The organism is Pseudoalteromonas sp. SG43-3, assembly GCF_014164385.1.
Taxonomy (GTDB): Bacteria; Pseudomonadota; Gammaproteobacteria; order Enterobacterales; family Alteromonadaceae; genus Pseudoalteromonas; species Pseudoalteromonas distincta.
Genome location: NZ_JACJFC010000004.1, coordinates 148,142 through 173,860, shown reverse-complemented (window position 1 = coordinate 173,860; position 25,719 = coordinate 148,142). Strand labels below are relative to the sequence as shown.

The window sequence follows — 25,719 nt, the reverse complement described above, 5'->3', positions numbered from 1 at the left end:
TAATTACGCGCCTACAGCTATACCCACACTCGCATTTTAATGTGCGTTGCGTATAATACTGCGTAATTAAGTTATTTTAGAGAATAGACATGAGAACATGTGGTGTAGAAATTACCGGTAGTGATGTACTACTTTGTATTTTAAGTAAAGATAATGACGTATTTGATATTCGCGATGTGCGCCAAACACGCTTTACCTTAGGTAACGGTAACGACACTGAAGTAATGCGTAAATTTCAATTCGATTTTGCAAAACTAATGCAAGATTACCAAATTGATTCTGTTGCAATTCGTGAGCGTCAGCCTAAAGGTAAATTTGCTGGCAGTGCAAAAGGCTTTAAAATGGAAACTGCAATTCAATTAATCAACAACTTAGATGTACGTTTATTTACTACAACTGAAGTTAAAGAGCAGTTAAAACGCAACCCCATCCCTATTGATTTTGAAGAAACAGGCCTTAAAAAGTACCAAGAAAATGCTTTTGTAAACGCTTACGTTTATATCATGAAAAAAACATACCGCAGCGACGAAATGTAAAATCATTACTCGTTTAAAAACGCGTACTTACATTGTAAGACGCGTTTTTTTGTGTCTAAAAAGTAGTATTAGCTTTTATTAATCTAATAATACATTAGTCTAACCACACTTCTCTTTGTCGACAATATGTGTTTATTTTAACTTTGTAGTTTACATAACTCACACACATTTTCATGGAGAGAGCAATGCACACAAACACTACCCCGGTAAAAGAAGTAGAGCAAATAAATCACTTGCCGTTATCTCAAAGCTACTTTAAAGGTATACAAAGCACACCTTTAACAAATTCAACTATAGGCCATTACTTTGACTTCATTGTCGACAAAAACCCAGAGGCGTTAGCTGTTGTAGTTCATCACCAAGGTATTAGATTAACGTATAAAGAATTTCAAAAAGAAGTTAATCAGCTTGCTAAAGGGTTACTTGCCCTTGGCGTAAAACCAGGTGAGCGCGTTGGTATTTGGTCTCCTAATAATATTGAGTGGTGCTTAACCCAATTTGCAACGGCAAAAATTGGCGCAATAATGGTGTGCATCAACCCGGCATATCGTCCTAACGAATTACAATATGCTTTAAATAGTGTTGAATGCTCAACTCTAATCACAGCATCAAATTTTAAAGGCAGTGATTACTTAGAAATGCTTAATGGTTTAGCGCCAGAACTTGCAACTTGCGATAAGTACACACTTAATTTAAAAGCACTACCCACTCTTAAAAATATAATCCGCATTGGCGATGAAGCATCTCCTGGTATGCACTCTTTTAATGATGTTATTAACTTGCCAACAGCAGCTCATGAGCTTGAATTAAAAGCAATAGGTGAAAACTTAAATGCTGATCAAGACATCAATATACAATTTACATCAGGTACAACAGGCAACCCAAAAGGCGCAACGCTCACTCATAAAAATATTTTAAATAATGCGCTATTCGTCGCCGAATCTATGCACTTTACGAGCGATGACAAGTTATGTATCCCTATCCCGTTATATCATTGCTTTGCAATGGTATTGGGTAGCTTATTGTGTGTTAGTAAAGGTGCAGCAGCCATTTACCCTAGTGATTCGTTCGATGCAAAAACCACGCTTGATGTAGTTCAACAAGAAGGATGTACAGCGCTGCACGGTGTACCTACTATGTTTATTAGTGAGCTTGAGCTGAGTAACTTTAACGATTATGACCTAAGTACTTTACGCACGGGTGTAATGGCAGGCTCTACATGCCCAGAGCAAGTAATGCGCAAAGTACAAACACAAATGAACATGCATCAAATACTGATTGCTTACGGGCAAACGGAGTGCAGCCCCATAAACAACATTACCGAAACAGACTCTTCAATAGAGCGGCAAGTAACAACGGTTGGCCGCGCACTTGCCCATACCGAGGTTAAAATAATTGACGAGCTGGGTAACATTCAAAAAATTGGTCAACCTGGCGAAGTGTGTAGTAAAGGTGCAGGCATAATGCGCTGCTATTGGAATGACGAAGCTAAAACAAAAGCCACAATAGATGACGAAGGTTGGCTGCACTCTGGCGATTTAGGTGTCATGGATACAGAAGGGTTTGTTACGATTGTTGGGCGTATAAAAGATATGATTATTCGCGGCGGCGAAAACATTTACCCTCGAGAAATAGAAGAAGTACTTTACACCTACCCTGGCATTCAAGATGCTGCCATATTTGGTATAACCGATGAAAAGTATGGCGAAGAAGTGTGCGCTTGGATCCAACCAAAAGAAGATGCTGTACTTGATGAGCAAGCAATTCGTGACTTTTTAAAAGACAAACTAGCCTACTTTAAAATGCCACGACATATCCGTTTCGTAGAAAACTACCCAATGACAGTAACAGGTAAACTGCAAAAATTTAAAATGCGCGAGCAAATGCAAGAAGAGCTAAGCGACAACGCTTTTTCCTAGTTTCGTCTTTAAGTAACTGAGGCTCTGGGTAGGGAATTTATCTCAGAGCTATGTTCAGAGCTAGCAGCGCTAAATTTACGTATGTTAGGACTAATACTAAAAAGCACAGCCAATTGGCTGTGCTTTTTATGTACTGAATTTATTATAAATTCAACATTCTCTTTTTTAAACGTTCTAAATCAATCGCACTCGAGCGCACTGTTAATTTAATATGGCTGTATTCATATTCTTCTTTAACAACACTCATACTCGATCGGATTTCGCCCACAATACCTTTAGCTGTGTACGGTATAACAATCTCTTCTTCAATCATGTCCTCTTGAGCAATACCAATAATGTATTTGTGCAGTTTACTAATATCATCTGGATTACGTGTAGAGGTCATCATCGCATCAGGAAACTCATCCATTAGCGACTGCTGTTGATCAGTACTTAATTGGTCTGACTTATTCAGTACTAATAATTTTTTGCTACCTTCTACCCCAACTTCTGCCAGTACTTTATGTACTACTTCAAGTTGTGAGCGAAAAGAAGGATCTGAAGCATCTACAACATATAACAGTAACGACGCATCATGTGCCTCAGCGAGCGTTGAATGAAATGAAGCAACCAAATCATGAGGTAATTTTTTAATAAAACCAACCGTATCTGAAACCAATATACGAGGCTGGGTAATCGGATACAGCGCGCGAACAGTGGTATCTAGCGTTGCAAAAAGTTTGTTTTCGCCTTCTACATCACTACCTGTAATTGCGCGCATCATTGATGACTTGCCCGCATTGGTATAACCAATTAAAGCCACTGAGAATAGCTCAGAGCGCTGCGTACGTCTGTCCATCATTACATCTTGAACACTAACAAGTTCGCGCTTTAATTCTGCTAACTGATCGCGCACCTTACGGCGATTTAGCTCAAGTGTGGTTTCACCCGCACCTTTACCCATTTGGCGTTCTTTATCACCTGTTGATGTTTCACGAAGCCGTGGCGCGACATAATTAAGGCGAGCAATTTCAACTTGTAATTTTGCAGTTTTAGTACGCGCATGACGGCTAAATATTTCAATGATAATACCAGTGCGATCAAATACTTCTACACCTAATTGGTTCTCAACATTACGCAGTTGAGAAGGCGTTAAATCGCAGTCAAATACCACTACATCGGCACATGCAAACTCTAAATCGTTTGATGGAATTTCTGAGGATATTTCGGTTAAAGGGTCTTCATCAAGTAAATCATCTTCTTGCTCGTTTTCAACCATCCCTTTATTGCCGGTAAGGTGTGCTATTTCAGCTAGTTTTCCTGAGCCCAGTACATTAACTTTTTGGGTAGAACTTTGCTTTTGCGATTGTGTACCTACTACTTTAAAGCCTAATGTAGTTACCAAACGAGCAAGCTCTGCAAGCGATTCTGTTGCTTCGTCGCCTTTAAATTGTGGTGTACTAATAGAAATAAGTAACGCATTAGGAAGTGATGGTTTTGCAGTTAGTTGCATAATTTTTTATATGTTAATGCACCTAAAGTGCAAACCTAATTTTCATTCGAAAGTAACTTGATCCTACGCTGTTATGACCGAGCTTTACAGCGTTATAGCTTACGAATGCAATTATTATCTTTATTTTGCCAAAATTAGCGTTAATCTGTGAACTATTTGTGCGGGGGCAATATAATTTTTACACGCAAGTAAACCAATAAGTAACTTGGTGTTGTTATAAATGTATTTAATTATTAAGTGTTGGGGTTTACCATTGATAATAGGCTTTATGTAGCATTGCACCTACACAAGCCCATTAACTAAAAGCTAATTAGCTAAAACCAGTTACTAAGCAGACTCTTCTGGACGATGCTGCTTTTGTACGCCGGTTAAAAACAAACGTAATATTTGATCGTTACAAACACGGTAATGTTTGTTATCTACTTTACGAGAAAATGCGCTTAACTCATGCTTACTTAAATCAAAATCAACAAGTGCAAGTGTTGCTATAACATCTTCTGCTTTCATATTTAAAGCAATACGTAGCTTCATAAAGATAATATTGTTGTTTAGCTTTTTCTCTGGCTCTGGTTGCTCACCTTCGCGTTTGCCACGTTGGGTATTAATAAACCCATTTAAAAAGCTTGCAAACTCAGTATCACTTATTGGGGTAAAAGCCTCTTCACCTTCTTTAGTTAACCATGCAATTACTTGCTCTTTGGTGACCGTATGCTCTGCTGATGCAAAAACATTGACCATAGCAGTATCAGTTAAGTTAAAAGTGTAGCGAATGCGGCGTAAAATATCGTTATTAGTCAAAGTAAATCCCAAAGTGAGGTATAGCAACCAAGCAGTTATTGCTTAATTTTATATAAGCACCTAGTTTAACAGGTTTACTAATACCACCCTATAAATTTTTATCTGAGCTTCTTATACCTAGTTACCAAGCACCTTGGCAGGATCTACGCGCGTTGCTTGCCATGCAGGATAAATAGTGGCAAGTATCGCAAGCACAAACGTAACAATCACTGTAATACCAATGTCTTCAAGTACTAATTTACTTGGTAAAAACTCTATAAAATAAACGCCCTCAAGCGGATTGGCTCCAAATAATTGGCTTATCCACGTAAAAAGCTCACTTATATTAAGCGCTAATACCACGCCAATTAGTGTCCCTAGTGCCACGCCTACAAATGCTTGCATTAAGCCTTGCATTACAAAGGTGGCTAAAATAGTACTGTCTTTCGCGCCCATGGTTTTTAAAATTGCGATATTGCCTTGTTTTTCGCGTACTTCCATCACCAAGGACGATACAATATTAAAACTGGCTACCGCTATAATTAAAAACACCACAATATAAACAATGGTACGCACCATTTGAATATCTTGATAAAGGCTGCCTTGGGTTCTAAACCAACTAGAAATATACACGTAGTCGTCAATAGTTTGGCCCACTCTTAGCGCTATTTGATGCGCCGAAAACACATCATCAACACTTAAACGCAGCCCTGTTACTTGGGTTTCATCGTAACCCAATGTTTGCTGTGCTTTGTTAAGATGTATAAATGCAGCGGTACTATCAATCGGTCCGCCCATTTCTATAACACCTGCAAGGTTAAGTGTTACGCGTTTAGGCGCTAATAATGATTGACCTTTTTGACTAATTTGCGGAATAAGTAATGTAATGTTATCGCCTACTTTGGCGTCTAACTGTTTTACTATTTGTTTACCTAAAATTACATCGTCAAGGCCTAGCTGGCTGACTAATTTACCACTGGTAAACTGATTTACCGCCGATACATTACTCTCGAGCGATGGCTCTACACCTCGAATTTTTATCGCTTTTAGCTGGCTTTTATATTGCGCCATCCCATTCACTGCAATAAATGGCGCAGCCCCTGTTACATGCGGTTGTGTTTGTAAATCCTCAATTTTTTGCGACCAATTCGCGATGGGTCTACTTGGTGCTACATATTCAACCTGTGGCACAACACTTAGTAATCTATGTACTAGTTGCTGCTCAAAACCATTAATTACCGACAGCGCCACAATTAAAACCGCGACACCTAATAAAATACCAATAGTGGACGCTTTAGCGATAAAACTAACAAAGCCGTTTTTTTCATCTTTGTGGCCTGAATAGGCTCTAAAACGTTTACTTAAAAATGCACTAAGCAACATGCTGCGACTCTTTAATAGCTAGTTTTCCATCGTCTAAATAAGCTATTTTGCCCAGCTTATCGGCAAGTTCTAAATCGTGTGTAACTACCACAAAACTGGTGTTTAAGCTTTGGTTAAGCTCATTAATTAAATCGTAAATTTTAATCGCATTTTGTTTATCTAAATTACCGGTTGGTTCATCAGCAAGCACAAGCGCAGGTTTTGTAACCAGTGCACGGGCAATAGCCACGCGTTGGCGCTCTCCACCAGAAAGCGCAGACGGTTTATGCGAGCTGCGATGTGCAAGGCCTACTTTTTCGAGCATATCGAGCGCTTGAGCTTTGGCTTCTTTTGCACTCAAGCCTTTAATTAATAATGGCATAGCCACGTTTTCGACTGCGCTAAACTCCATTAATAAGTGATGAAATTGATAGATAAAGCCCAAGTTTTGGTTTCTAAATGCGGCTTGCTCTGTTCGCGAAAGTTTTGCAACTTCTTGGTTTTTAATTTTAGCGCTACCTGAGCTTGCGGTATCTAATGTGCCAAGTATGTGTAAAAGCGTACTTTTACCAGAGCCAGAACTCCCTACAATAGCGAGCATTTCACCTTGCTGCAGCGCTAAATCAACACCTTTTAATACTTCAACTTGGTTGCTGCCATCTTGATAAACTTTACTTAAATTTTCACAACTAATTACTAAATCATTCATAACGTAATACCTCTGCTGGTTTTACTTTTGCGGCTTTACGCGCAGGATATAAGGTAGCTAAAAAGCTCATAGCAATACTGGCAAACGCTATTATTACTAAACTCAAAATATCAAATTTTACCGGAAGCTCTATACCTGCCAATAAGTTTAAGCCCACTAATGCAAGTAGCTCATTTATATATAAACTAAATATTACACCTAAAAATGCGCCTATTGCTGTACCAATTACGCCGTTATATAAGCCTTGCACCATAAACACTTTTTGCACTTGCGAAGGCGTTAAACCTAACGTTTGTAGTATGGCCACTTCACCTTGTTTTTCGCTTACCATCATGGTTAATGCCGATACAATATTAAATACAGCCACCAATACAATGAGGGCAAGCAACATAGACATAATGCGCTTTTCCATAGCAACGGCTGCAAATAGAGTACCTTGGGTACTGCGCCAATCACTATAATTATGATCTTGTAAAATACGCTGGCTTGCTTCAATAAACTCATCTAGTTCGAAAGGTTCGTGCAATGAAACACTTAAATTTGGGGCAGTGTTTTTATCCAGCTTTAATACCCGTTGTAGTGAAGCGCCACTTGTAAACGCAAGTGCCATATCTATCTCAGATCCGGTTTCGTATATTGCGGCCACTTTAAATAAACGCTGGCTGGGTACTCGCCCAAGAGGTGTATATGTTGAAGCATTAGGCATAATAACGCGAAGCTTATCACCCACGCTAACGCCTAATTTACGACTCAAATAACGGCTTATAGCAATGTTGTAATTTTTGTTTAATACAGTTTTCCAATCGCCTTGCACTATTTTATCGGTAATTTTATACAAAGACCCGCTGTCGTTATAAAGGCCTTGTAGTAAAACGCCGTGCAAGTCTTTATTCGTTTGCAAAATAGCTTCGCCGTGGCGATATAAGCTTACATGATCAACATAAGGAGATTGTTCGAGGTCGGTTTTAAGGGTGCCCATTTGGGTGGCAGTGTGTTTACCTGCGCTAACTTCAACATGCGGAATAAGTCCAAGCATATTGGTTTTTAGGCTATTTTCAAACCCGTTCATTACACTGCTTACCGTAAATAATGCCATTAAACCAATAGCGATACCGGCAATAGAAAAAAACGAAATAAACGATATAAACGCATTTCCTTTAGAGGAGCGACTATATCTAAGCCCTATAAATAAGCTAACCGGTTGAAACATATTATTTTTAACACTTATCGTAAAAGTATTGAGCAATAGTAGCACGAAAAAAGTGCCTTTGGGTATGGCGTAAAATGTAAGAAATAATTTAAAAATCTGATACTTGGCTATATTTACAGCAATACATGCTTAACCATTAATTCGCGATTAAGCTTTCAGCCCTTTAACTAAATAATCGAGCAATACCCGTACATTAGTCGCCACAAACTGCCTTGGTGGATATACGCCCCATACCCCTTCTTGCTGTGGTTGATAGGGTGTTAAAATAGGCACCAATTGCCCTGAGTTAATTTCGTTTTCAATGTAGTAGTCTGGGAGTTGTACAATACCGAGCCCCTTTTTTGCGCCATCCACCAGCGCCCAACCACTATTACACTGTAGCCGCCCTGCTATTTTAATGTGTTTATCGCGCCCATTTTCGTTTACGCGCCAGTAGCTACTATTCCCAATTAAACATTCATGGCTGTTTAGCTCGCCTAAAGTATGCGGCTCACCAAATCGCGTTAAATACTGCGGTGCAGCGCACATAATAAAACGCCGCGCACTTAACCTACGCGCTTTTAAGCTCGAATCTTTTAAATGCCCTAACCTTATGGCTAAATCAAATCCGCCCTCTAATAAGTTTTCTTGCTCGTTACTTAGTGTGGCAACAACTTCTACTTCGGGATGCTCCTTCATAAAATTATGCACTATGGGCATAATAAAGCTCTCTCCGTACATAACTGGTGCTGTGAGCTTTATTTTACCTTTAGGCGTACTTTGTTGCTGAGCAAGGCCTTGAGTTGCCTCGTCCATAGCGTGTTGTAAGTGCTTTATTTGATGTAAGTACACTTCACCTTCTTTAGTTAAAACCACTTTACGAGTAGTACGAGTTAAAAGCTGGGTATTTAAACGTTGCTCAAGCGCCGTAACATGGCGGCTAATATGCGCAACCGAAAGCCCAAGCATTTTTGCAGCCGCAGTAAAGCTGCCCTCTTCACCAACCGCTATAAACTCATCAATTCCATCCCAACGTGCCATTATTACTATACTGTAAAAGTGTTTTAATAAAATTGAGATTATCATTATTTGAGAAACAAATACAATAAGCCCATCACCCAAGCAAATTGGGTCTACAATTATTTTTTAATAGCCAGTTAAAGGAAATAAAACACATGTCTGAATTTATTAAATCAAAAGCTGCCATTGCTTGGGGTCCTAATCAACCACTTAGTGTTGAAGAAGTTGATGTGATGATGCCTAAAAAAGGCGAAGTTATGGTAAAAATTACCGCTACAGGTGTGTGTCATACTGATGCATTTACATTATCAGGACAAGATCCTGAAGGCATATTTCCTGCTATTTTAGGTCACGAAGGCGCTGGTGTTGTCTATGCAGTTGGCGAAGGCGTAACGAGTGTTGAAGTGGGGGATCATGTTATTCCTTTATACACTGCAGAATGTGGCGTATGTAAAATGTGTACTTCAGGTAAAACTAACCTGTGTTCAGCCGTGCGCGAAACACAAGGTAAAGGCCTAATGCCAGACGGCACTACACGTTTTTTTAAAGATGGCCAACCAATTTATCACTACATGGGTACATCAACTTTCTCTGAGTACACTGTATTGCCAGAAATCTCACTTGCTAAAGTAAATAAAGAAGCATCACTAGAAGAGATTTGCTTACTAGGCTGTGGTGTAACAACGGGCATGGGCGCAGTTACCAACACAGCTAAAGTAAAGCCTGGCGACACTGTTGCTATATTTGGCTTAGGCGGTATTGGTTTGTCTGCGATTATTGGCGCAAAAATGGCTGGTGCAGGGCGTATTATCGGTGTTGATATAAACACCACTAAATTCGATTTAGCTACAAAACTAGGTGCTACTGATTTAATTAACCCAAAAGATTTCGACAAGCCAATTCAAGAAGTTATTGTTGAAATGACAGATGGCGGCGTTGACTACTCGTTTGAATGTATCGGTAATGTTGACGTAATGCGCTCAGCGCTTGAGTGTTGCCACAAAGGTTGGGGTGAGTCGGTCATTATTGGTGTGGCAGGTGCAGGCCAAGAAATATCAACCCGTCCGTTTCAGCTGGTAACTGGGCGTGTATGGCGTGGTAGTGCATTTGGTGGCGTTAAAGGCCGTTCACAACTCCCTGAAATTGTTGAGCGTTACATGGCAGGTGAATTTGCTCTTAGCGACTTTATTACTCACACAATGAGCCTTGAAGATATTAACGAAGCGTTTGATTTAATGCACGAAGGCAAAAGTATTCGTACAGTCATTCATTACTAATAAACTGCATTCGTAAAATAGCTTATTAATAAGCCGTAATACTTTTAAGTTTACGGCTTTTAAGGATTAAGTATGTTAGAAAATATCTCAAGTGTAAAAGTGTCTGGCGGTTGGCATAAGCAATATACTCACAGCTCGCAAAGTACACATTGCACTATGCGCTTTGCCGTATTTTTACCACCTGGCGCAAGTGAAGCAAATAAAGTACCGGTACTTTATTGGTTATCGGGATTAACCTGTACCGACGAAAATTTTATGCAAAAAGCCGGTGCATTTAAAAAAGCAGCAGAGCTGGGTATTGCTATTGTAGCGCCTGACACTAGCCCGCGTGGCGAAAACGTACCCAATGAAGACAGCTACGACTTTGCACAAGGCGCAGGCTTTTACGTAAATGCCACGCAAGCTCCTTACAACACCCATTTTAATATGTACGATTATGTTGTTAGTGAATTACCAGCATTGATAGAGCAACATTTTCCGGTAACAAGCACAAAAGCAATTAGCGGTCACTCTATGGGCGGGCACGGTGCATTAATGGTCGCACTTAAAAACCCGACTGCGTTTGTAAGTGCCTCGGCTTTTAGCCCTATTGTAAATCCGATTGAATGCCCTTGGGGTGTAAAAGCATTTACTGGTTATTTAGGAAATGATAAAGCGCTTTGGAAGCAATACGACAGCTGCGAGCTGATGAAAAACGCAGAGCAAGCTAATTACTTACCTATGTTAGTGAGTCAAGGTGATGCCGATGGTTTTTTACAAGAACAACTTAAGCCAGAAAACTTAGTCGCTATTGCAGATAAAAAAGGCTACCCGCTTACACTTGAAATGCAAGCAGGCTACGACCATAGCTACTTTTTTATAAGCAGCTTTATTGACCAACACTTATTATTTCATCATCAGTTTTTAACTGCTTAGACTCATTAGTGTGTAGAGATGACTTTTCTACCTCTACACACTCTTTTAGACTTTTAGTGACCTGCCTACATACTTGCGTAGTAGTGCTTTCCCCTTTAACTAGGCTAACAAGAGCCGAATCTATCTTTAATCCCATATCAGTAAAGTTAAATCCGTTTTTATCTGTAGGTACTGGCTCTAGTGGGTTTTTATAAGGTGTTGACTGCGCCGGGCTAATACTATTTTTATCATTACGCGCCTGAGATTGTGCTTGCCCATCAATAATAGCGCCCGCAACTGTACAGCCAGAAAGGCAATAAAAAAACAAAAGTACAATAATTGTTTTCATCATTCATCCTTAACAAAATATTACCTAAATTGTATACGTTTTTTATTGTAACTCTGTAAAAAAATGTAAGTATTACTACCTAAAATCATTTATAAACTTTCTTGTAACACCCACCAGCTGCAATATAAAAAATGGCGACCCTAAATAACCTAAAATTTTATTAATGGTAGGTTGTAAGTGTTCTGTGAGAAGTTCAGGAAATAAAAAAGCAAAAACAGATAACCCAGCGCAAAATAGTAACGCTGTTTTTTCAAGTTTAGTGGGTGTGATTAATGTTTTATTTAAAGGCAAAAGGTTCACATAGGTGTCTTTTAGGTATGATAAAAGAGTACGGGGCTTTAAAACTCAGATCAAATTAACTATCGCGTAAAATAGTAATAAAAACATGTAAAAGTTTACTCAATAATTTTTATTAAACTCAGCTTCCTACAATAAACCATTGATTATTAGTTATTTATGCAATGGCCCACTGTTTGCTTATTATTAACAAAATTAACCCGCATAGGCTCAATAATGGAAATTGATTTACAGTGGAATGAAATCATCGATAACTTAATACATTTAGGTATTGCATACCTACTTGCGCTACCTATGGCTTACGACAGAGAGCGTAGCCATGATGGTGCAGGCCTTCGTACCTTTCCTCTTGTTGCTGTTGCATCGTGTGGGTATGCATTAATAGCGATGTCGGTTTTAGATGGCGCAGAAGCTCAATCTAAAATGTTGCAAGGCATCATTACTGGCATTGGTTTTATTGGCGGTGGCGCAATTTTGAAAAATAACAAATCAACCTCCGGTACAGCAACCGCAGCCAGTATTTGGAATATGGGCTTAATTGGTATAGCTGTAGCCTATAGCCGTTACGAAATAGCCATTTTGCTCGCCATTATTAATTTTATAACGCTAAGGTATGTAAAAAAGTTTAAGTGATAATTAGCTGTATCATTACAAGTAATGCGAGCAAATATTGGTCGTATTACGTGTGTATAATCACTGGCAAAATATAAATACACGATTTCAATTTGATACAATATAACATATAATAAATACAGTTTTAAATCACTCTATATAGCTCTCTTATGTCGCTACCTTCAACCGATAACCGCTTACATCATATTGATATATTACGGGGCATTATAATTATATTTATGGTTATTGACCATGGTATGTATTATTGCCTTAATTACTCAGTTACCGATCCGATGACCATTCCAGGGACTGATCCCGTTACCTTTTTTACGCGTTTTGTTTCTCACTTTTGCGCACCACTCTTCGTATTCTTAGCAGGTCTATCTGCGGCTATAACAGAGCATAAATATGTATCCACTAAAGCATTTTCACAAAGCTTGATTATTCGTGGTTTAGTGCTAATTTTGTTTGAATTTACTATTGTTTCGTGGTCTTGGAGCTTTAACCCACTATACCCAATGCTATACGCACAAGTTATTTGGGCTATCGGCTGGGGCTTTGTTATTTTAGGACTGCTGCGTTTCCTGGGCATTTATGCCATTTTTGTAGCAGGCTTATTACTCGTGTTTGGGCATAATTTATTTGATGGAACAAGCTTTGAGCCTAATACATTTGCACATACTGCTTGGTCTATTGCACATCAAAAAAATGTACTTGATCTCCCTTTTGATTTTCAAATTAGAACAACCTACCCAGTTGCCCCTATTGTTGGCTTAATGGCATTGGCATATTGCGCTGGTGTTTATTACAAAGCACAACAATACAGTAAAAAAGTGATGAATCACGCATTGTTATTAGGGGTTACTTGCCTTGCGCTTTATGGCATTTTACGTGGGTTTAACTTATACGGTGACATGTCACAGTTTGCTATACATACAAGCTCATTACTCACTGTTATGTCGTTTCTAAACCCAACAAAGTATCCGCTTTCGCTGCAGTTTATGTTACTTACTGTTGGCCTTGGGCTTATTTTTTTAAAGGCATTAAGTGGTTTAAAAACCGATTTTTCGCATAACTTTTTACAAGTACTGGGTAAAACAAGTATGTTTTCATACCTTGTGCATTTGTATTTATTACATGCTATTGCTTGGTTACTTATACCTATTCTTGGCTTTAATTTTAGCGATATGACCTACGCAGATACTCTCGTTGGTTTGCCTGAAGGTTATGGCATGAGTTACACAGCAACACTTTTATTTATAACCGTTGTAATAGGGCTAACAACCCTACTCGCTAAGCGATACATTGTTTGGAAACGAAGCCACAAACATAGCTTAATTGCTAAATATATATAAGTAAAAACACAAACCCCGCATAATATTTGCGGGGTTTTATATCATTAACCAATACGTAAAACTTATAAAAAGCTATCACCACTTTGCTTTAGCGTTACGGTTTGTGCTTGAGCGCTTTTAATTAATAACCCACAACGCACATCGTTTTGTGAAATTACAATTTTATCAATTGTGCTTGTATCGTAATTTACTACTTTGTTCTCGCAGCGTAACTGAACTTTAGTTAGCGGCATTTGCGCTTCAAGCGCTACTTCACTTTTTGACAATAAAGGTAATACCGCCTGCTTAGGCAATAGCTCTATTTGTTGTTTTATATCGCCAGAACTTTTATAAATGTCATTAACTTGAGCTAATAACTGCTCCTTATTTTGCTGTGTAAAAGTGATGGATTCAATATTGCCTAACGCATCTATTGCGTCATAGGCACGTACATAATCTTGTTTTGATATAAACCATTGTAATGCATTTTTTATCACACGCTTTTGAATTTGATCTGGTAGGTTACCTCTAAATAAAAACGCTTCGTTGATGTGCTGATCAAAGCTCTTCCAGTCTTGTACAAAATAACTGTGCTGGCTTTTAAGCCATGCAAGCAAAACAATCTCAACCGTATTTTTCGTATGTTCGTTTTCTAACTCATTAATACGGCTTTTAGCTTCATCGTATTTCTTTTCATCGATTAACTTACTAGCTTGTTCATAATCATTAAAAAAGCCGCGAGACGCTTTATCATTTGAAAATCCAGCATGTAAATTTTGCGAACTTACAGTAATAGTTTTTGCTACAGGTATAGTCTCGCCATTTAATTTTGCACTTTTGTAGTTGAGCTTAGACACGTAATCCATTACTTCTCTTTGATACTTTTTTTGACCAGCTGTAGCTACAATTTCGATATCGCTCACTTGGCCGTTTTCATCAACAAGATAACTACTTAAATTAATTCCTTCTAATCGAGACGCACGCGGTGAGGTATTAGTAAGTTGATCGTAATTTTTATTAATCACCTCAGCAGGGACAAAGTCGTCAGCAAACGCAGGGAGTTGAGTAAAAGCAGAAGTAAAAGAAAGCGCTAATATGAGTTTTTTCATCGATTTTATCCATCCTAGATAGTGTTTATATAATAGAAACAAACGATCGATATAAAAGCAAGTGTAAATACAAAAAATTAGTTCATTTAATGAGCTTAACTTAGAAAAAACTTAATAGATAAATATATTTGAGACATTAAAAAAGGCGCTTAAAAAGCGCCTTGCTAACAAGTATGTGTGCTTAAAACATATCTTGATAGGAGTTTGTTGTGCTAAACGTAATTGCTTTTTCAAAGCCTGGTAACTGAATACTTTGCTCGTCTATTACAATGTCGTTGTCGTCAATAAGTCCGTCGCCAAAGCGATAAATAAGCTCGTACTGGCCTAAATCAGCTTGCGTTTGATACGTTTTCTGCGAAGCGCTAACCACACTATTTTTCTGTGTGTAACTAGTCATAACATCATCGCCATAGCGCTTAGCAAGCATTTGCATTGTTACTTTTGGTGAAAGTACAGTCGCTGTTGCATTATTACCGCCAAAGCCTTTTGAATTTATAAAAGCAATATCCATATCAGCGCACTCGTAATGGCTATTACGAATATCAAGATGGTCGCTGTAAACATCATCAGCCACTTTATCAATAGTGGTAATACCCGGCATAATATTATGACTAAATATGCCTAACGCAATCGCTAACTGGTCACCACTTGCAGGTGCAATAGTATGGCCAACATACGCTTTTGGCGCTGTTACTTTCCAGTTATCAATAGCAAACGTTTGTGCTACTTTGTGATAAATCAAAGACTCTGTTACACGGTTTTGCGGTGTACTAGAACCATGGGCTAAAATAAAGCTACGTTCTTGCAGTGCTTCTTTACCTAATAAGCTGCTAGCAAGTGCGGCTGATTTTGCCATTGTAATATAGTTACCAGGGCCAGGTGATGTAATCGACTTTTTAACGCCATCTGCATTTACAAACACATCCGGTACGCTGCCCATAATATCAGCGCCCAACTCAAGGGCTAAAGCATCATCCATTAAAATAGCAACTTGCGCGCCCTCACCTAATGTAAAGCCACAGTTATCGCCAAATGGGCGGCTGCTATTACGGTAATCTGGTTCTTCATCATTTGATAAGTTATCTAAACGGCGCAAACCTTCAACGTTTGCAAGTGCGCTCATGTTACCAAAGCCTTCTACAACTTCTGGTGTAATAGCACACTCAACACTTGCGACAACCGCAACGCGTGTACGCCCTGCTTGTATGTCATTAACCGCTGCACGTAAATTATATAAAAACGTTGCACATGCGCCCGAGGTCGAAAACGTAGTCCCTACATTGCCCGTAACATAGGCATTAATAAAATCGGTAGACATTGTATTTAAGCCCAGTGCTAACTGCTTAGTGCTAACACGGTCGCCTTGTTGGCGCGCTTTTACTAAACCACCTAGGCCTTTGTCGTCCATTTGGCCAATTACCGATGCTGAATAGGTACCAATTTTATCTGGCTCTACGCTATTCATAATATGCTGCCAATCAAGCCCTGTTGATTTAATCGCATCTGTAGCTGCAAAAATAGTGGCTTGCAAACCACGAGGCTGATAGCGGCTGTTATACATAACTGATGGATCAAACCCAGTCGGAAATTGCCCAGCAGATTTAATTGGGTTATCGCGTGTTGAGTCATGCTTTACGTCTAAGTCGGCTGCAATAGTTACTTTAACTTTTTTGCCTTCAAGCTCTTCAACTTGCCAGCTAGCTGGAATAGGTGCAGGTAAGTCGCGAGCACGCGTTTCAAACACAATTGCGTTATCGCTTGATGCGGTTAGTGTCATTTTTTGCTGCCACGGTGTTGCGTCGGCATCAAAGTGTTCTTTTTCAATTTTACGAATAAGTGTACCAGCAATAATTTGCTCACCAAAGCGTGCTTCTATGTCGCTTTGCTCAACATTATTACCTTGTGTATCTTGTAATTGGCCGTTTACAACGCTTACTAGATTCATCAGTGTGGCGAGGCCTAAAAATGTTTCACTGCGATCTTGAGCATTTAAACTATCTAACACGATACGGCGATAACCTTGATGAAAAGAAGTACGGCCAGCGGCGTTAATGCCACCCATGCCTACTATAACGGGTAATGCTGTCATAATTTACCTTTTAGAAACGTGTTATAAGGAGAAGAGGCAGTTTAAATGGATTACGCACCACACATTGTGCTTTAATAGCCAAATATTCAGCACAAAAGGCCAAAATATACTGGTCGGAGCATTTATATGACTGATAAACACACTAATCCACCTCTAAACATTGCTATAGCGGTATATCCGCATTTATTAGTGACTAGTTTAACGCTGCCTATAGAAATGCTAAGAGCCGGCGAGGCCTTTGCTAAAGGGCATCTTGATAAGCAAAGCTTTAGGCCACTTGCTATAAATTTAGTGGCTAAAAGTGCTGAATCTATACCCACCCGTGCAGGCCTTGCTATAAATCCTGATTGCATAACAACTAACGCGCCCTACAGCGATTTGATTATAGTGCCGGGTATTTGGCGGAACCCACGCCCAGTGGTGCGAACAAATCAGGAAATAGTTGATTGGCTAAGTGAAAGCTTTAGCGCAGGCAGCCATATAATTGGTGTCGGTACTGGCAACTGTTTATTAGCTGAGGCTGGCTTACTTGATGGCCACCCTGCTACCACCCATTGGCATTACGCCAAACAATTTAGCCATGACTACCCGCAGGTGCGCTTAAAGCCCGACTTTTTTATAACCCAATCAGAGCGCATGTATACCGTAGCAAGCCTTAATGCCCTTGCAGATGTTATCGTACATATTATCAGCCAGTACTACACAAAAGCCGCCGCGCAGCATGTAGAGCGTAATTTTTCGCACGAAATACGCAAACCCTACGAAGATCAACGCTATTTAGAAGGTGCAGTAGACCGTCACCCCGATGAGCTAATTGCGCAAATTCAATTTTGGCTAAAAACGAATTTAGCCACCGAGCTAAACTTGCAAGAAGTCGCTGCCCAATTTAACTTAAGCTATCGTACTTTTACCCGCCGCTTTAGAGCCGCAACGAACCAAAGCCCTATTGAGTATTGGCAACAATTACGCGTAGAAGGTGCGAAAGAGTTATTAGCATCATCAAATTTATCAATTCAAGAAGTGGCTTTAGAAGTTGGATATAACGACCAAGGGCATTTAACCCGCGTGTTTAAAAAAGTATTAAGCCAAACACCCAGTGGCTACAGAAAAGTAGTTAGGAGAAAGTTGTTTGGCTAACCAGCGACGACACTCTAAATTGGCATTTTTTTATACATAAATTATACTCTTATCAATAATATAATTTACGCCATACCAAGGTAACTGCATGAGAGATAAACTTAGTAAGCACCTTTTTGATCCACAAAGCGATGCTTCTATTGAATCAAAGTTATTAAAGTTACTTTCACTTGTACGAAAACATTTAAGTATGGAAGTCGCGTTTATTTCAAAATTCACCAATACTGAGCGCGTTTTTAAAGTGGTAGATAACCAAACTACAAATACATGCGTATCAGTAGGTAATTCAGATCCAATTTGCGAAACTTACTGTAAAAAAATATCTGATAACGAGCTAGAACAAATAATCCCTAATACTCTTGAGCACCCAATAACCCGCAACATGCCAGTCACAGAAAAGCTAAATATTGGCTCTTATATTGGTGTACCCATTATTTTATCCACCGGAAAAGTTTATGGAACTTTTTGCTGTTATAAAACCGTATTAGACAATGCCCTGAACGACAAAGATTTGTCATTTCTTAGGCTCATTTCTGAAATAGCTACTGAGTTAATCGAAAAAAAAGTTCAGTCTGACATTTTAAATAATGAGTCAAAGTCGCTTATTGAAAATATTATAAAAACAAACGATATTACGATTTATTTTCAGCCCATATTTAATTTATCAACCAACCAACTTTCGGGTTATGAATCTCTGTCACGCTTTTTTATTGAACCCTATAAAACACCTGATATTTGGTTTAAAGATGCTGAAAAACTGGGTTTAGGAGAAGCATTAGAAATACTTGCTATACAAAATACATTACATTGCTTAGATCAATTTGATGAAAAAGCTTATATCACTATAAATACTTCACCTCAGCATATTTTATCAGGCTCAATAGACAAAGTATTACAAAGCATCGATTGTAATAGAATAATTTTAGAAGTGACTGAACATTCACCTATTTTAGACTACCAAGCGATGCGAACTGCACTTCAACCATTAAGAAGCAAAGGCGTAAGATTAGCTATAGATGATGTTGGAGCTGGCTATTCGTCTTTTCAACATATTTTAGAATTAGAGGCAGATATCATTAAGTTAGATATAAGCCTCACTCAAAATATAAATAAAGACAGTAGAAAGTTTTTATTAGCTAAAGCACTATGCGGATTTGCCAAAGCTATTAATTGCTCAATTGTAGCTGAGGGTATAGAAAATCAAGATGAATTAAACACACTAAGAAAACTAGGCGTTGATAACGTACAAGGCTATTTTATTGGGCGCCCAGCTCCTATTGAAGATGCCATCCAATATCAAACAATTACGCTATAATTAATAAACGCCACTTTTAGTGGCGTTCTGATTCGTTAAATTCTTTTCGATAATAGCGCTTTTGATAGTTTTTTACTTTAGTGTGTACGCCTTTGCTTAAGCTTTTAAATTTAGCCTCAAGTACGTCTACACCGTATAAAATACCGACCACCAGCACCGAGAGTTTTATTGCAGCCCCAAGGTTTTCTGTCGCTATCATCACGCCTATTGATGCAAGCACCCAAATGGTTGCAGCAGAGGTTACGCCAACTACCGCACCATCTTTTGCGAGCATAACGCCTGCCCCTAAAAAGCCAATACCTGTAATTATTTGCCCAACTACACGAGAATGATCTATTACATCCCCTTGTAAATTAAACGCAGTGGATAAAAACAAATACGTACCCAACGTTATTAGGGCTGATGTACGAATACCTACAGGCTTGCCGCGCAATTGGCGCTCTATTCCAATAATAGCACCACAAAAAGCCGCAGTACCAATAGCTGCCCATGAATACGGGGCTACATCAATTAAATCTAAAAAAGTCACTGTTAACCTTATATTTTATTAGCTATAGCCACCGCCGTTCTTAAACGTTGGCTACCAAACGCTGACATTTTGCTAAAATCACTTCGTGCAATAGGTACATATTGGCAATCTATAGCGAGCTGTTTATCGTTACCGGGCTCACAAAACGGATCGTGAACATACACGCAGTGCTCATCAAGGTGCGTAACACACACCCAGTGTGGCGATTTTTTACCATCAAAACTGTATGTACTAATTAATAACAGCACACTAAAGCCTTTACTTAACCACTGCTCAATATGCTCAAGCTCTACATCTTTATACGTAAGCGGTATATTTGCTTGTGCAATACCATCTACAAATTGTTGATGCACGGTGGCAAGTACCACTTTTTTGTTTTCGTTACGTACGCCATCTAAAAACAAAGGCTCTGTGGTATTAACCATTACCTCGCTTTTAAAACCACGCTTATTAGCCCCAAGTGCCAAACCAAACGGATGGCAACCACCATGACCCGATGTCATAAAAATGGTGGTACCTTCACGCCAAAGTGCCAGCTCATGCGATTGGGTAAGCTCAGTTGTTGGCTCAAGTGCGCCCATTGCCATTAATAGTGCAGCAGGTCCGCACGTAAACTCAGTAGTTTGCTGATACCACGGCGTTAAACGCGCCACTTTTAACTCACTCGTTTGTCGAATGTTTTTTTGCATTCGTAGTGCGTCACTGTGGTCATCGTAATAATCGCTATATTGACCAAACACTCTGTAACCTAAGCTTTTATAAAGCCCTATCGCACCTTGGTTATTTACAGCCACTTCTAAACGAAGGTAAATACGCCCTCGCTCATACGTTTCTTTTTCAAGGCTAGTAAGCAATGTCTTTGCAACGCCCTTACCTTGCATTGTGGGTTTTACAGCAAGCGAATATAAACGCGCTAAACGAGTCCCTTTATGGCACCACACTAATCCATATCCACATACTTGCTCGCCATTTTGGGCAACGAGTAAAATACCGTGTTTTGCACTAAGCCAGCGTTTTAAACTACGCGGACTTAATTTATCGTTATTAAAGCAAGCGTTTTCAACGTCAATCAGTGCATTTAAATCACTACTAAGCGCCTTTCGAATAACAAGGTTGCTCATGTTATTACCCACGGCCTCGTGCTTCTAAGCGTTGTTTAAACTCATCCATAATGATCATGTATAGCTCGTCGCCTAAATAGCCGTCTTCTACCTTGTGATCAATACTTGGGTTGTCGTTTACTTCAAGTACATATGCTTTGCCTTGATGCTCTTTAACATCTACGCCATATAAACCCCTACCCACTGTTTTACATGCTTTTAATGCTGCATCTAACACCGCTTTTGGTAACTCAAAGGTTGGTAGAGTTTCAAAGCCGCCAGAGAAAAACCGTTTAGCGTCGTGGTTATAAATTTGCCAATGGTTACGCGCCATTAAATAGCGGCATGCATAAATTGCACGGCCATTTAACACACCCACTCGCCAATCATATTCGGTATACATGTACTCTTGTGCAAGCACTAATGCGCTATATTCAAACAGCTCTGTAAGCTTAGCGGCAAGCTCATCACGGTTTGAAACTTTAAACACACCTTTTGAGAACGACCCTTCAGGCATTTTTAAAACAAGCGGATACGTAAACGCTTCTTCTAATTGCTCAAGCGTTTCATTTGCTTGATCAGCCACTACAACCGTTTTTAAACTTGGCACTTTTTGATAATTAAATGCATCGTGTAAATACACTTTATTACAACAACGTAAAATAGACTCAGCATCGTCAATAACCACTAAACCCAGGCTTTGCGCTTTGCTTGCAAGGCGATACGTTGGGTGGTCAATCGCTGTAGTTTGGCGAATAAATAACGCATCAAACTGGGCAATGTTATCAATTTCGTCAAAGCTTAATGCTTGTGCATAAATACCGTGTTTAGCAGCTGCTTTAATAAAACGTGCAATGGCGTCTTTGTCACTCGGTGGTACTTTTTCGTTATGATCAACAAGTATTGCCATGTCCCATCTAAAACGACGTTGCACAGAACTAATACGCCACTGCGTTTTAGTAAAGTTATCTAGCTTGGCTACAAATTCGCTGTACTGCTGCTCGCTTAAAGACGACATCGAGCCTTGTTGCAATAATCCTTGTTCATCAACAAATAAAATAGGCGCTGGGTATTGTTTAAATACCGACTTTGCCGCTTTTGATTGTAAATCGTTTTGGGCATTACCAAAGTAAAGTGTGCCATCTATTTGGCCCACATTTAACATAGGAGCTTGGCCACTACGAAGAGCATTAATGGTTTTTACACTGGGTAAAACTTGGTGCTTGCGCGCCTCTGCAAGTAATGAGCAATAGTAACCTTTGCTCAAGTATTGGCTTGAGTCGCACAGATTAATAATGCGTGTTTTTGGTTCGTTATGTTTTGGGTAATCACGTAAGTAGGTATTAAACGTAATTACATTTTCGAACGATTGAGCAAGCGTTTGCTCGTTGTTATCAACCACAATTAAGGTTTTAAACACGACTTTTCCTAGTTAAGTCAAAATATAAAAAGCATGCTTAGTAAAATACTAAGCATTATAAATAGAAACACCCATCGTACTAAGTGGGCATTGCGCGAATCACTTAATATGATGGGTGCTTTAACAGGTACCTACTGTACGAGTTAGCGCTTAAATTGCTTAAGCGACATGTGCTTTATATGCCCTTTTTTAAAAACGCACAAACGAGATATTTTTAGCGTGAAGATGAAAAATATTGATTAACTAATAATGCAGATTAAAATAAGCAAAACAACACCTTATGAGAGTTAAAAATGTCGCTGCCTGCTTGCTCAAAATGCCAATGTGAATATGTTTACGAAGACCAACAACTGCTTATTTGCCCCGAGTGCGCCCATGAGTGGAACCCAAATACTACAAATGATGAAGACGCAATTTTAGTAAAAGATGCCAACGGCACTTTACTTAATGATGGCGATAAAGTGACCGTAGCCAAAGATTTAAAAATTAAAGGCAGCTCGCAAGTAATTAAAATTGGCACCAAAGCGGTCGTTAGAAGAGTGCTTGATAAAAAAGATCACGAACTTGATTGTAAAGTAGAAGGCATTGGCGAAATGATGGTAACAGCGAAATTTGTGAAAAAAGCTAATTCGCAGGTCGGATAAATGGCGAAGCCATGCCATCCGACGCGTAATAAAGGCCAAAGTTATTTCATTCAACAACAAACTTTTGTACAAAGCTAAAGTGTATTATGTTGCTATGGCTTTGTCGGATGGCGCTTCGCTTATCCGACCTACAAATAATTTATATCTTTTCGCCACACCAGTTATTCGTATAAATCCCTCGCTTTACGGCTCTGTGAAAACTTGAATAAGGCCAATCAACTATTCGACTAACTAGACCATGCTTTAACGGATTAAAATGAACATAGTTAACATGGTGCCAATAATCATTATCATCCCTGATGGTATGTTCCCAAAAACGGCGTTGCCAAATTCCTCGCTCATTTTTACGTTTTCTTGTTTGAGTTAAAAACTCTGTTTTTGGGAGTGATTTTGAAAATCGCTTTTTAATTTCTCGCCAGCGCCCAGAATAATCCGTATCGTTGTCTGGCAAGGTTAAAACCGCATGAAGGTGATCGGGTAGCACAACCCATGCATCTATATAAAATGGCCTTTGGAATTTAACAACGCGGATAGACTCTCTTAATAAATCAATATGCTCAACTAACAACGATTTATTACGGTCGAGCAAATTAACAGTAAAAAAATATGACCCTCCTTTTACATAATTCCGACGATATTGCATTGTATGTCCACTATATTATTAGATACCTATTAGATAAATAAAGCGTAAATTTAGGATATATACAACATTGGCGTAGGTCGGATAAATGGCAAAGCCATGCCATCCGACAATAGATTTATGAACAAAGGTAATAGTTTATCGTGTTGGTAATTAGGCTGGGTGTCCCCTAATTATTTATCTATTTGTAATTCTTTAGCTGCAGCAACTAATACATACATAGGGAATTGAAGAACTTCCTGCGATTTAACTATGACTCTTCTTGATGGTTCTCCTTTTTCTGCACAGATTTTTATACACCACCCAAGAACAAGCTGCTCCTCTGTTTTGTCAATTCCGTGTAAATTACAAAAATCCATAACACACATAAAATCAATTTGTTGATTGTTCGATTCTATATTTTGTAATTTATTGCCAAGATGATTTAGCATTTTTTCATGTGTATTAAATTGTTCCTGAGTTTTACGTTCCAACTCTTCTCTTTGTTCAATTTCCATTAAAAGAGTAGTAGCTAGCCTTTTAACATCAGAGTCTTGAGAAACTAACGGTGGTGGGTATTCACCATATTTGGTTAATGAAGGTACAACCTCATGAAACAACCATCTTTGGAAAGTTTTACCTGCAATAGTTTTATCACTAGATAAAACTCGATATAACCCAGGTTGTGTAACAAAAATTTCTTCATCATCAGAATACTTGCCACCTATGACTGGTTCCATAATATATTCATCTGAATCAAGCGCATTCAATTGCCCTTTAAGCACGTTCACCATAGATTTAGCGACATGATTTTCATTAATTTCACGATTTTCTTTATTTAACGTAATAAGTACGTCTCTTAAAGAAACATATAAAATATCATCTCTATGAAATGTTCTTATATCGCTAGAACCAGTTTCACCTGTATAGCAAACTTTGACTAAATTATTATTCATGTGCTTTAAATGAACTCCTAAATTGATGTAGTGAACTAGCAACTTACCGAACACCACTTTGGGGTTTTATAACATCCCAAAACGACGTGTATCACTTAGCCCAGTAATTCCACTAAATAACTTCAATGTAAACAAATGATTAGCCATGTTATAAAATAGGCTCTGTTGTTTTGCACCAAAACGACTTTTAATAGTTTTATGAGACAAAATTACCTTTGTCGGATGGCGCTTCGCTTATCCGACCTACATTTAAAGATTACATATTCACCACGTCAGGTATTAAAGCATTGACGTAGGTCGGATAAGTGGCGAAGCCATGCCATCCGACAATTAATTTATAAAAAAGCGTTTATTACTTTGGTATAGCTCTGCCAGCAAACGCTTCTCGTAAAAACCAAAGCTTTATAAGATCTCTACCACAACATATTCGTGGGCTTTACCTGCAATTGTTAACGTAATTTCATCATCAATCTGTTTATTTAATAATTGCTTACCCATTGGTGCGCCGGGTGTTACAACAGCAATTGCATGTTGTTTAACATTTACGGTTAAACCACCTGCTGCAGGGCCTAAATAAAACCATTTTTGGGCTGCGTTATCATCTTCTAAACATACCAGCGAACCGATAGCTATTTTGTCGGTTGGCTTTTCGTTAAAGGCAGGCTCAAACAATTCTATGCTTTTATAGCAATCGTTTACGCGCTGGGCTTGGCCTTGTGCTAAATAAGCGGCTTCGAGCCCTAGGGTATCGTATTTGTTTTCGGCTATGTTTTCTTCATGTGTGGCGGTGTCGTGCGCGGTTTTTGCCGCTACTTTTGCTGTTGTAAGCTGCGCTTCTAGCGCAAAACGAAGATGTTCGATAACGTGGGTTTTATTCATGGGGATTAATACAATACTGGCAGTAAAAATAAGGCAGTTAGTTTAACATTTTTGCTAGGCTTAAAACCATTGTTTTAAACCCCCGTAAGTTTGGTGGGAATACTAGCGGGGCTTAAATTAGCATTAAACAAGCAAAGAGCCGCTGGTTGGTGCAG

The 25,719-nt window shown here is 38.9% G+C and carries 24 protein-coding genes; 9 read left to right on the top strand and 15 right to left on the bottom strand.

Features of this window, described 5'->3' with window-relative positions; translation table 11 throughout:
- Positions 1-89: 89 nt before the first annotated feature.
- Together H5157_RS05210 and H5157_RS05205 are read left to right on the top strand one after the other, a co-directional pair.
- The gene (locus tag H5157_RS05210) at positions 90-536 is read left to right on the top strand and encodes a DUF3010 family protein (RefSeq protein WP_024595637.1); all 447 of its coding nucleotides are present in this window, start codon (positions 90-92) and stop codon (positions 534-536) included.
- 185 nt (positions 537-721) lie between these two features.
- Entirely contained in the window at positions 722-2,455 is a 1,734-nt protein-coding gene (locus H5157_RS05205; RefSeq protein ID WP_182724306.1) for an AMP-binding protein, read from the top strand.
- A 142-nt stretch (positions 2,456-2,597) separates the two neighbouring features.
- Here the strand turns inward: H5157_RS05205 and hflX are convergent, their stop codons facing one another.
- The 6 genes from hflX to H5157_RS05175 all read right to left on the bottom strand — a co-directional run bounded on the left by hflX (position 2,598) and on the right by H5157_RS05175 (position 9,025).
- Positions 2,598-3,947 carry a GTPase HflX gene (gene hflX, locus H5157_RS05200; RefSeq protein ID WP_024595635.1) on the bottom strand — a complete coding sequence of 450 codons (1,350 nt, stop codon included), beginning with the start codon at positions 3,945-3,947 and terminating at the stop codon, positions 2,598-2,600.
- Between the two features lie 327 nt (positions 3,948-4,274).
- Positions 4,275-4,745: a DUF1456 family protein gene (locus H5157_RS05195; protein ID WP_182694991.1), complete on the bottom strand. Its 471-nt coding sequence runs from the start codon at positions 4,743-4,745 to the stop codon at positions 4,275-4,277.
- A 117-nt stretch (positions 4,746-4,862) separates the two neighbouring features.
- Entirely contained in the window at positions 4,863-6,107 is a 1,245-nt protein-coding gene (locus H5157_RS05190) for a lipoprotein-releasing ABC transporter permease subunit (RefSeq protein ID WP_024595633.1), read from the bottom strand.
- Positions 6,097-6,795: a lipoprotein-releasing ABC transporter ATP-binding protein LolD gene (gene lolD / locus H5157_RS05185; RefSeq protein WP_007375330.1), complete on the bottom strand. Its 699-nt coding sequence runs from the start codon at positions 6,793-6,795 to the stop codon at positions 6,097-6,099. The genes H5157_RS05190 and lolD overlap by 11 nt, the downstream gene beginning before the upstream one ends.
- Positions 6,788-8,005: a lipoprotein-releasing ABC transporter permease subunit gene (locus H5157_RS05180; protein WP_024595632.1), complete on the bottom strand. Its 1,218-nt coding sequence runs from the start codon at positions 8,003-8,005 to the stop codon at positions 6,788-6,790. Before H5157_RS05180 ends, lolD begins: the two co-directional genes overlap by 8 nt.
- A gap of 147 nt (positions 8,006-8,152) precedes the next feature.
- On the bottom strand, positions 8,153-9,025 hold the full coding sequence (locus H5157_RS05175; protein WP_182694990.1) for a LysR family transcriptional regulator: 873 nt from the start codon (positions 9,023-9,025) through the stop codon (positions 8,153-8,155).
- A gap of 134 nt (positions 9,026-9,159) precedes the next feature.
- Between H5157_RS05175 and H5157_RS05170 the strand changes: the two genes are divergently transcribed.
- Both H5157_RS05170 and fghA read left to right on the top strand, forming a co-directional pair.
- Positions 9,160-10,281 (top strand): S-(hydroxymethyl)glutathione dehydrogenase/class III alcohol dehydrogenase, encoded by a 1,122-nt coding sequence (locus tag H5157_RS05170; RefSeq protein ID WP_002960732.1) that lies wholly within the window; start codon positions 9,160-9,162, stop codon positions 10,279-10,281.
- A 72-nt stretch (positions 10,282-10,353) separates the two neighbouring features.
- Entirely contained in the window at positions 10,354-11,196 is an 843-nt protein-coding gene (fghA, locus tag H5157_RS05165; protein WP_024595630.1) for an S-formylglutathione hydrolase, read from the top strand.
- On the opposite strand, the gene H5157_RS05160 is transcribed toward fghA, so the two are convergent.
- Positions 11,150-11,524 (bottom strand): hypothetical protein, encoded by a 375-nt coding sequence (locus H5157_RS05160; protein WP_008134020.1) that lies wholly within the window; start codon positions 11,522-11,524, stop codon positions 11,150-11,152. The two genes, fghA and H5157_RS05160, sit on opposite strands and share 47 nt — an antisense overlap.
- Positions 11,525-12,037: 513 nt before the next feature.
- Between H5157_RS05160 and H5157_RS05155 the strand changes: the two genes are divergently transcribed.
- Both H5157_RS05155 and H5157_RS05150 read left to right on the top strand, forming a co-directional pair.
- Positions 12,038-12,454, top strand: coding sequence for an MgtC/SapB family protein (locus H5157_RS05155; RefSeq protein ID WP_002960738.1), 417 nt, complete (start codon positions 12,038-12,040; stop codon positions 12,452-12,454).
- A gap of 149 nt (positions 12,455-12,603) precedes the next feature.
- Complete coding sequence (locus tag H5157_RS05150; RefSeq protein WP_182724305.1) at positions 12,604-13,788, top strand: DUF1624 domain-containing protein; 1,185 nt, start codon at positions 12,604-12,606, stop codon at positions 13,786-13,788.
- 62 nt (positions 13,789-13,850) lie between these two features.
- On the opposite strand, the gene H5157_RS05145 is transcribed toward H5157_RS05150, so the two are convergent.
- Both H5157_RS05145 and H5157_RS05140 read right to left on the bottom strand, forming a co-directional pair.
- Positions 13,851-14,876, bottom strand: a complete 1,026-nt coding sequence (locus H5157_RS05145) for an energy transducer TonB (protein WP_182724304.1) — start codon at positions 14,874-14,876, stop codon at positions 13,851-13,853.
- Positions 14,877-15,057: 181 nt separating this feature from the next.
- Positions 15,058-16,965, bottom strand: coding sequence for a beta-ketoacyl synthase (locus tag H5157_RS05140; protein ID WP_182724303.1), 1,908 nt, complete (start codon positions 16,963-16,965; stop codon positions 15,058-15,060).
- Positions 16,966-17,091: 126 nt separating this feature from the next.
- Here H5157_RS05140 and H5157_RS05135 point away from each other — a divergent pair, with 126 nt between their 5' ends.
- Positions 17,092-18,102, top strand: a complete 1,011-nt coding sequence (locus H5157_RS05135; protein ID WP_182724302.1) for a GlxA family transcriptional regulator — start codon at positions 17,092-17,094, stop codon at positions 18,100-18,102.
- An 88-nt stretch (positions 18,103-18,190) separates the two neighbouring features.
- On the top strand, positions 18,191-19,417 hold the full coding sequence (locus H5157_RS05130; protein ID WP_182715340.1) for an EAL domain-containing protein: 1,227 nt from the start codon (positions 18,191-18,193) through the stop codon (positions 19,415-19,417).
- Between the two features lie 16 nt (positions 19,418-19,433).
- On the opposite strand, the gene H5157_RS05125 is transcribed toward H5157_RS05130, so the two are convergent.
- From H5157_RS05125 to H5157_RS05115, 3 genes are read right to left on the bottom strand one after another with little or no spacing between them, the layout of a single operon-like run.
- Complete coding sequence (locus tag H5157_RS05125; RefSeq protein ID WP_002960746.1) at positions 19,434-19,946, bottom strand: MgtC/SapB family protein; 513 nt, start codon at positions 19,944-19,946, stop codon at positions 19,434-19,436.
- Between the two features lie 8 nt (positions 19,947-19,954).
- Positions 19,955-21,067 (bottom strand): GNAT family N-acetyltransferase/peptidase C39 family protein, encoded by a 1,113-nt coding sequence (locus H5157_RS05120; RefSeq protein WP_182715339.1) that lies wholly within the window; start codon positions 21,065-21,067, stop codon positions 19,955-19,957.
- Between the two features lie 4 nt (positions 21,068-21,071).
- Complete coding sequence (locus tag H5157_RS05115) at positions 21,072-22,466, bottom strand: RimK family protein (protein WP_182694985.1); 1,395 nt, start codon at positions 22,464-22,466, stop codon at positions 21,072-21,074.
- Between the two features lie 293 nt (positions 22,467-22,759).
- Here H5157_RS05115 and H5157_RS05110 point away from each other — a divergent pair, with 293 nt between their 5' ends.
- Entirely contained in the window at positions 22,760-23,110 is a 351-nt protein-coding gene (locus H5157_RS05110; protein ID WP_182724301.1) for a zinc ribbon domain-containing protein YjdM, read from the top strand.
- A gap of 139 nt (positions 23,111-23,249) precedes the next feature.
- On the opposite strand, the gene H5157_RS05105 is transcribed toward H5157_RS05110, so the two are convergent.
- The 3 genes from H5157_RS05105 to H5157_RS05095 all read right to left on the bottom strand — a co-directional run bounded on the left by H5157_RS05105 (position 23,250) and on the right by H5157_RS05095 (position 25,564).
- Positions 23,250-23,753 (bottom strand): REP-associated tyrosine transposase, encoded by a 504-nt coding sequence (locus tag H5157_RS05105; RefSeq protein WP_182715337.1) that lies wholly within the window; start codon positions 23,751-23,753, stop codon positions 23,250-23,252.
- Positions 23,754-23,923: 170 nt separating this feature from the next.
- Positions 23,924-24,685, bottom strand: a complete 762-nt coding sequence (locus H5157_RS05100; RefSeq protein WP_182715336.1) for a BRO family protein — start codon at positions 24,683-24,685, stop codon at positions 23,924-23,926.
- Positions 24,686-25,087: 402 nt separating this feature from the next.
- The gene (locus H5157_RS05095; protein ID WP_007582643.1) at positions 25,088-25,564 is read right to left on the bottom strand and encodes a GreA/GreB family elongation factor; all 477 of its coding nucleotides are present in this window, start codon (positions 25,562-25,564) and stop codon (positions 25,088-25,090) included.
- Positions 25,565-25,719: the final 155 nt, after the last annotated feature.